At 75.4% G+C, this 8,743-nt stretch carries 2 protein-coding genes; both read right to left on the bottom strand.

The window, feature by feature from the left end:
* On the bottom strand, positions 1–7,338 hold a 7,338-nt coding region (locus ABD343_RS40680), incomplete at its 3' end, for a type I polyketide synthase (protein ID WP_344535918.1).
* A gap of 78 nt (positions 7,339–7,416) precedes the next feature.
* Positions 7,417–8,743: beta-ketoacyl reductase (locus tag ABD343_RS40675; protein ID WP_344535917.1), on the bottom strand; the 1,327-nt coding region annotated here is incomplete at its 5' end.

Genomic DNA, 8,743 nt, shown 5'->3' with positions numbered 1-8,743 from the left:
CCGCCCCGCGAACACAGGAGACGAATCCAGCAGCTCAACCCCCATCCCCACCCACTGCGACCCCTGACCCGGAAAAACCAACACCGGACCGGCACCCTCACCCACCACCGACCCCCGCACCACACCCGGATGCGGCTCGTCCGAGGACAAGGCCGAGACGCCCGCTGCCAACTCCTCCCGGTCCTCCCCCAGCACCACCGCCCGCTGCGCGAACACCGCACGCGAGGCCACCAATGACCAGCCCACCTCACCCGGCGAACCAGCAACCCCCACAAGCTCGCCGGCCAACTCCCGCAACGCACCCGCACTCCGCGCCGACAACACCCACGGCACCGGCGCCGATCCGGCAGGCTCTTCCTCGGCGGGACGCGGCGGCGCCGCGTCTTCCTCGGGCTGTTCCAGGATCAGGTGGGCGTTCGTGCCCGAGGCTCCGAAGGAAGAGACTCCGACACGGCGCGGGCGTTCGCCGCACGGCCACTCCACGGGCTCGGTCAGCAACCGCACCGCGCCCGTGTCCCACTCGACGTGCGGGGAGGGCTCATCGACGTGCAGCGAGGCAGGCAACACCCCGTGCCGCATCGCCTGCACCATCTTGATCACACCGGCCACACCCGCGGCCGCCTGCGTATGACCGATGTTCGACTTGATCGACCCCAGCCACAACGGCCGCCCGCCGGAACGCTCCTGGCCGTACGTCGCCAGCAACGCCCCCGCCTCGATCGGATCCCCCAGCGTCGTCCCCGTCCCGTGCCCCTCCACCGCATCCACATCGGCCGCCGTCAGCCGCGCACTCGCCAGCGCCGCACGGATCACCCGCTCCTGCGACGGACCATTCGGCGCCGTCAGGCCATTGCTCGCCCCGTCCTGGTTCACCGCCGACCCACGCAACACCGCCAACACCCGGTGCCCGTTACGCCGCGCGTCCGACAACCGCTCCAGCAGCACCAGACCCACGCCCTCGCCCCACCCCGTGCCGTCGGCTCCCGCCGCGTACGGCTTGCACCGTCCGTCCGGCGCGAGGCCGCGCTGCCGCGAGAAGCCGGTGAAGACCTCCGGGGTGGCCATGAGCGTCACGCCGCCCGCCAGCGCCAGTTCGCACTCGCCCTGACGTAGCGCCTGGGCGGCGAGATGCATCGCGACCAGCGACGACGAGCAGGCTGTGTCCACCGTCATCGTGGGGCCTTCGAGGCCGAGGGTGTAGGCCACCCGGCCCGAGGCCGCGCTGCCGGAGCTGGCGAGCATGGCGTAGCCCTCCAGCTTGGTGTCTCCGCTGGTGGCGAGGCCGGACGCGTAGTCGTGGTACATCACGCCCGCGAAGACGCCCGTACGGCTGCCCCTGAGCGAGGGCGGTGCGATGCCCGCGCGTTCCAGGAGTTCCCAGGAGGTCTCCAGGAGGAGCCGCTGCTGGGGGTCGATGGCGAGCGCCTCGCGGGGGTTGATGCCGAAGAAGGCGGCGTCGAAGCCGGGCGCGTCGTAGAGGAACGCGCCTTGGTCGGCGTAGCTGGTCCCGGAGTGGTCGGGGTCGGGGTGGAAGAGGCGTTCCAGGTCCCAGCCCCGGTCGTCCGGGAACTCGCCCATCGCGTCGACGCCCCGGGACACCAGGTCCCACAGTCCCTCGGGCGTGCGGACGCCGCCGGGGAAGCGGCAGGCCATGGAGACGAGGGCGATCGGTTCGTCCGCGTCGGCCGTTCCGTTCGCGCCGCTCCCGACGACCGGGGCGGCGGCGCTCGTTCCGGCGAGGCGGTCGGACAGGTAGCCGGAGAGCGCGGCGGGGGTCGGGTAGTCGAAGGCGAGGGTCGTGGGGAGGCGCAGGCCGCAGGCGGCCGAGAGGCGGTTGCGCAGGTCCACGGCCGTCAACGATTCGAACCCCAGCTCCTTGAACGGCACTTCGGTCCGGACGTCGGCCGGGGAGTCGAAGCCGAGGACGACGGCGACGGTGCGGCGGACGAGGCCGGTGACGGCGTCCAGCCGTTCGGCGGGGTCCAGCCCGGCGAGTTCGCGGGCGAGTCCGTCCGCGTGCGCGCCGCCGCCGTCGGGGTCACCCGTCGAGGCGGCGGTGCGGCGCGCCGCGCCCGTACGCCCCGCGAGGGCCCGCAGCACGGCTGGCACCTCGGCGGCGGGCATGCCGCGCACGTCGATCCCGGCGGCCACCGCGAGGGCGCGGCGCGGCGCGCGGCACGCGGCGTCGAACAGGTCGAGGGCCTGGGCCGTGGGCAGGGGCGAGAAACCGGAGCGGCGCAGCCGGGCCAGGTCGGCGCCGGTCAAGTGGCCGGTCAGCTCGCTCGTCTCCTCCCACAGGCCCCAGGCGAGGGAGAGGTCGGGCAGGCCCTGGGCGCGGCGGTGGGCGGCGAGGGCGTCGACGTAGGCGTTGGCCGCGGCGTAGCCGGACTGGCCCGCGTTGCCGACGACGCCGGTCGCGGAGGTGAAGGTCACGAACATCGCGAGCGGCAGGTCCGCCGTGGCGGCGTGCAGGTTCCGCGCGGCGGTGGCCTTGGCGTGCCAGACGTGCGCGAGCCGTTCGGCGGTCTGGGAGGTGAGCACGGCGTCGTCCAGGACACCGGCCGCGTGCACGACGCCGGTCAGCGGGTGCTCCGCACCGGCCCCGCCACCGGCTTCCGTGACGAGGCGGGCCGTCGCCCCGGCGTCGCCGACGTCGGCGGCGACGACGCGTACGTGGGCGCCCAGTTCTGTCAGGCGTGCGGCCAGCGCCTCGGCGCCGGGCGCCTCCGGGCCGCGGCGTCCGGCCAGTACCAGGTGACGCACGCCCCACGCACGGACGAGGTGTTCAGCGACCAGTCCGCCGACCGTGCCCGTGCCACCCGTGATGAGTACCGTTCCGTCCGGGTCGAGCGCGGCGGGGACGCCGTCCTCGGCGCTCGTACGGGTGAGGCGGGGGACGAGGAGCCGTCCGGAGCGGAGCGCCGCCTGCGGTTCGTCGGCGGCGACGGCGCGCAGGACGGCGTCCTCGACAGCCCCGCCGGACGCGGAGGCGGAAGCGGAAGCGGAGGCGGAAGCGGAAGCGGAAGCGGGGACGGAACCGGAAGCGGGGACGGAAGCGGAAGCGGGGGGCTCGTCTTCCGGGTCGAGGTCGAGCAGCAGGAACTGGCCCGGGTATTCGGCCTGGGCGCCGCGCACCAGGCCCCACACCGCGGCCGCTGCGGTATCGGGCGCCGGGCCCTCGCCCCCGTCGGCGGTGGGTACGGTCACGCCGCCCCGGGTGACGAGCACGAGGCGGCTGTCCGTCAGCCGTGCGTCGGCGAGCCAGCTCTGCAACAGGTCCAACGTCCGCTGCGCGGCGGCGAGTCCGTCTCCGGCCCCCGCCGGGCTCTCCGCCGTGAGCAGGGGGGCCAGCACCGTGTGCGGCACGGTCCCGCCCTCGTCCAGCGCCGCGCCGAGCGCGGAGAGATCCGGCCGGCACGGGAGGCCCGGTCGGCACGGCAGGTCCGGCCACGGGGACTCCGTGCCGAGCACCGCCCAGCCGCCGTCGTCGGACTCGCCCGGTGCGGGCGCGGTCAGCGGCACCCAGTCCAGTGCGAACAGTCCCCGGGCTCCGGCCCGGGCGGCCGCCCGGAGCCGGTCGGTGTCGGCGGGGCGGAGCTCCACGGACCCGGCGGTGAGCACGGGGGCTCCCGTCCCGTCGGTGATCGTGAGCCGCAGCGTCCGACGGTCGTCCTCACCCGGCGTGGGGGTGGTCCCGGGCGCGACGCGGACCCGGGCCGAGGTCGCCCCGGTGGCCCACAGCGCGACCCCGCGCCAGGCGAACGGCAGCCACACGCGGCCGTCCTCCGCACCCGCGGTCGCCGTCTCCTCCTCCCCCAGCAGTACGGGGTGGAGGGCCGCGTCGAGCAGCGCGGGGTGGATGCCGAAGCCGTCGGTGCCCGTGTCCTGGCCCGCCGCCTCGGGAAGTTCGACCTCAGCCAGCAGGTCGTCGCCGTCCCGCCAGGCGGCGCGCAGGCCCCGGAAGGCGGGCCCGTAGCCGTATCCGGCCTCTTCGGCCCGCGCGTAGAAACCGTCGAGGTCCACGGGGCGCGCGTGCGGCGGTGGCCACGCTTCCTCCGGGGCGGGCGTGTCGGCCGTGATGTCCCCGGGAGCGGTGCCGGGGGCGAGGACGCCGGTGGCGTGGCAGGTCCAGGGCACGTCGTCGTGGTCGGGCCGCGCGTGCACGCGGACGTCGCGGCGTCCCTCGCCGTCCGCCGCGCCCACGACGACCTGGACGCGGACGCCGCCCGAGGGCGGGAGGAGGAGCGGGGTCTGGAGGGCGAGTTCCTCGACCTGCCCGCAGTCCGTGCCGTCGGCGGCGCGCAGCGCCCACTCGACGAACGCGGCGCCGGGGAGGAGCGTGGCGCCGTCGAGCCGGTGGTCGGCGAGCCAGGCGGTGCCGCCGTGCGCGGTGAGGCGGCCGGTGAGGAGGCGGGTGTCGGCGTCGGCCACCTCGACGGCCGCGCCGAGCAGCGGGTGCGCGGCGGAGCCGAGGCCGAGCCGGGCCGGGTCGCCGTCGTCGCCGGTGCCGCCGTACGCCCAGAACCGCTGCCGCTGGAAGGGGTAGGTGGGCAGCGGCACCGTGCGGGGCGGCGCGGGGTGGCGCGGGAAGCAGGGCGTCCAGTCGGTCCGGGCCCCGGCGGTGAACGCGTGGCTCACGGCCCGGAGCACCTGCTCGGGGCCGCCCTTCCCGCGCCGGAGGGTGGGGACGGCGCTCGCGGTGGTGATCCCGGCCTCGTCGAAGCACTCCTGGAGGCCGATGGTGAGCCCGGGGTGCGGGCTGGCCTCGACGAACACCCGGTGTCCGTCGGCGAGCAGCGCCCCCACGGCGTCCGCGAACCGGACCGGCCGGCGCAGGTTGGTCACCCAGTAGTCGCCGTCGAGGCCGGAGGTGTCCATACGGGCGCCGGTGACGGTCGAGCAGAAGGCGGTCTCCGCACGTACGGGGCGCACTCCGGCCAGCCGTTCGGTCAGCTCGTCGGCGATCCGGTCGACGAGCGGTCCGTGCGAGGCGTAGTCGACGTCGATGGTGCGGGCGCGCAGGCCCTCGGCCTCGGCGTGCGCGACGAGCGCGGCGACCTGGTCGGGCGGGCCGGAGACGACGGTCGAGGTGGGTCCGTTGGCGGCGGCCACGACCACGTCGGGCGCCGCGTCCTCCGCGAGCCGGGCCGCGTGCTCCTCCCCCACGCCCAGCGACGCCATCGCGCCGCTGCCGGAGAGCTGCCGCAGCGCCTGGCTGCGTACGGCCACGATCTTCGCGGCGTCCTCCAGCGTGAGGGCGCCCGCCACGCAGGCGGCGGCGATCTCGCCCTGGCTGTGGCCGACGACGGCGGCGGGCCGCACCCCGTGCTCGGCCCACACGTCCGCGAGCCCGACCATGGTCGCCCACAGCGCGGGCTGCACGACGTCCACGCGTCCCAGGTCCGGCGCGTCTTCGGTGCCCCGCAGGACGTCGGTCAGCGACCAGTCGACGTACGGCGCGAGTGCGCGTTCGCAGGCGGCGATCCGGTCCGCGAACGCCCGCGACGAAGCGAGGAGTTCCGCGCCCATGCCCGCCCACTGCGAGCCCTGCCCGGGGAAGACCAGCACGGGTGCGGCCCCGGCGCTGCCCAGGCCCACCACGTCGCCGGGCCCTACGACGGACGGGTGCTCCTCGCCCTCGGCCAGCGCCCGGACGCCCGCGAGGAGTTCGCCCCGGTCGGCGCCGACGACGACAGCCCGCTGCTCGAAGACGGAGCGCGTGGTCGCGAGGGACCGGCCGATGTCGGCGTCGCTGGGCTCTGCCACGGACGGGTCGGACCCGGCGGAGCCGAGGTGTGCGGCCAGTTCACGCGCCCGCGCGCGCAGCGCCGACGCGCTCCGGGCGCTCAGCACCCAGGGCACGGCGGCGTTCTCGGCCGCCCCGTCCCCCGGCGCCTGCTCGTTCTCCGGAAGTGGCTCCTCGTCCGGTGCCTGTTCCAGGACGACGTGCGCGTTCGTGCCGGAGATGCCGAACGACGAGACTCCGGCGCGGCGCGGGTGCCCGGTGCCCGGCCACTCTTCGGGCCCCGTCAGCAGCCGTACGGCGTCGCCGTCCCACGCGACGTGCGGGGTCGGATCCCCGATGTGGAGGGAGGCGGGCAGCGTGCCGTGCCGCATCGCCATGACCATCTTGATGACCCCGGCGACGCCCGCCGCTCCCTGCGTGTGGCCGATGTTGGACTTCACCGAGCCCAGCAGCAGCGGCCGCCCCGCGGGCCGGTTCCTGCCGTACGTCGCGATGATCGCGTCCGCCTCGATGGAATCGCCGAGGACGGTGCCGGTGCCGTGCGCCTCGACCGCGTCCACCTCGGAAGCGGAGAGCCGGGCGTTGGCGAGCGCGTGCCGGATCACGCGCTGCTGGGAGGGGCCGTTCGGCGCGGTGAAGCCGTTGCTGGCCCCGTCCTGGTTGATGGCCGAGCCGCGCAGCAGGGCCAGTACGGGGTGGCCGTTGCGCCGCGCGTCGGACAGCCGTTCCAGCACCAGGACCCCGGCGCCCTCGCCCCATCCCGTGCCGTCGGCGCCCGCGGCGAACGCCTTGCACCGCCCGTCCGGCGACAGGCCCCGCTGCCGCGAGAAGCCGGTGAAGACCTCCGGGGTCGCCATCACGGTGACGCCGCCCGCGAGCGCCAGCTCGCACTCGCCCTGCCGCAGGGCCTGGCCCGCGAGGTGGACGGCCACCAGCGACGACGAGCACGCGGTCTCGATCGTCACGGCGGGCCCCTCCAGGCCCAGGGTGTACGAGACCCGGCCGGACAGCAGACTCGGCGCGTTGCCCGCGTACCCCTCGGACGCCTGCGAGGCACCGCCGCCGCCCTTCGAACCGTCCCCGGTGGTCGCCGTCCCCGCATAGACGCCGGTACGGGTGCCGCGCAGCGTCTCCGGGTCGATCCCGGCGCGCTCGATCGCCTCCCACGAGCATTCGAGCAGCACCCGCTGCTGGGGGCTGCTCGCGAGCGCCTCGCGCGGCGAGATACCGAAGAACGAGGCGTCGAACCGGTCGGCGTCGTAGAGGAACCCGCCCTTGCGGGTGTAGCTCGTACCGGGGTGGTCGGGGTCGGGGTGATAGAGGCCCTCCAGGTCCCAGCCGCGGTCGGTGGGGAAGTCACCGATGGCGTCCCGCCCCGCGGCCACCAGCTCCCACAGCTCCTCCGGCGAGGTGACGTCGCGCCCGGACGTGCCGTCCCGGCCGCTGCCCGTTCCCGGGAAGCGGCAGGCCATGGCGACCACCGCGACCGGCTCCTGCGCCTGCTCCTCGACCTGGCGCAGCCGTCGGCGCGTCTCCTGGAGATCGGTGGTGACACGCTTGAGGTACTCGACCAACTGTTCTTCGGTCGCCATCTGCTTCTCACCGGCCCCTATCGCTTCGCGTTTCTGCTCGTGCTGCCTGCCTGCCGTCCCCGCTGCGCGAGGGGCCGGTCAGGACGCGCCCAGCTCGTTGTCGATGAAGTTGAGCAACTGGTCGGCGGTGGCGTCCTGGAGCTGGGTGGCCGCTCCGGTGTCGTTGCTTCCGTCGCTGCCGCTCCCGTTGCCGCCGTCACCGTTGACCGCCGCGGCCCCCGCCTCGGCCTGGGCGGCCCTCCACCGGCTGAGCAGCGCCTCCAGCCGTGAGGTGACGGCCCTGGCGTCACCGCCCTTGAGCGCGGCCGCGCCCAAGGTGCCCTCCAGCCGGGCCAATTCGTCGAGCACGGGCTCCAGCTCGTACGCGGCGGGCGGCCCGGCGTCCCCCTCCGCCGTCTCGTCCCGTGGCGCCACCCGTTCCAGCAGCTCCCCGGCGAGCGCCCCGACCCGGGGGTAGTCGAAGATCAGCGCCGGGGGCAGCCGCAGCCCGGTCGCGGCGCCGAGCCGGTTGCGCAGCTCGACGGCCGTCAACGAGTCGAACCCCAGATCCTTGAACGACGCCTCTTCCGGCACCAGCTCCGGATCCGCGTGCCCGAGCACGGTCGCCACGTCGCCCCGCACGAGGTTGAGCAGCACGCGGTAACGCTCGCCCGCCGACAGCCCGGCCAGTCTGCTGTGCCAGTCCTCCGGCTCCGCACGTACGGCCGGGGCGGCGCTCCGCCGGATACGCGCCCCGGCTCCGGGCCCGGTCCCGTTCGCGCGCCCTCCGGTCGCGGCGAGGGCGCGGAGCGCCGGGGGCAGCGCGGCGGCGGGCTGCGCGGCCAGCGCCCGTGCGTCGAGGTCGATCGCGAGAAGATGCGCACGCCCGTCCCGCCACGCACTGTCGAACAGCTCCAGCGCGTGACCGGTGGCCAACGCCCCGACCCCGGAACGCACCATCCGCGCCAGGTCGGCTTCGCCGAGTCCGCCGGACATGCCGCTGGCCTCCGCCCACAGGCCCCAGCCGATCGACAGGCCCGGAAGCCCGAGCGAGCGACGGTGCGCGGCGAGCGCGTCGACGTAGGCGTTCGCGGCGGCGTAGTTGGCCTGCCCCGGACTGCCGAGGGACGCCGTGCTGGAGGAGAGGATGACGAAGTGGGTGAGGGGGAGGTGGGCGGTGGCGTGGTGGAGGTGATGCGCGGCCCTCGCCTTCGGCCCCCAGACGCGGGTGAGGCCCTCGGGAGTCTGGGCGGACAGAACAGCGTCCTCCAGAATCCCGGCGGCATGGATGACACCGGTCAGCGGACGGGCCGGATCGATACCGGCCACCAAGTCCTTCACCGCCTCGGGATCGGACATGTCCGCCGCCACGACCTCCACACCGGCGCCCAGCTCGGTGAGACGGCCGACCAACTCCTGCCCACCC

It is taken from the genome of Streptomyces albiaxialis (genome assembly GCF_039530985.1).
Classification (GTDB): domain Bacteria; phylum Actinomycetota; class Actinomycetes; order Streptomycetales; family Streptomycetaceae; genus Streptomyces; species Streptomyces albiaxialis.
This window is presented reverse-complemented; position numbering and strand designations above follow the sequence as displayed.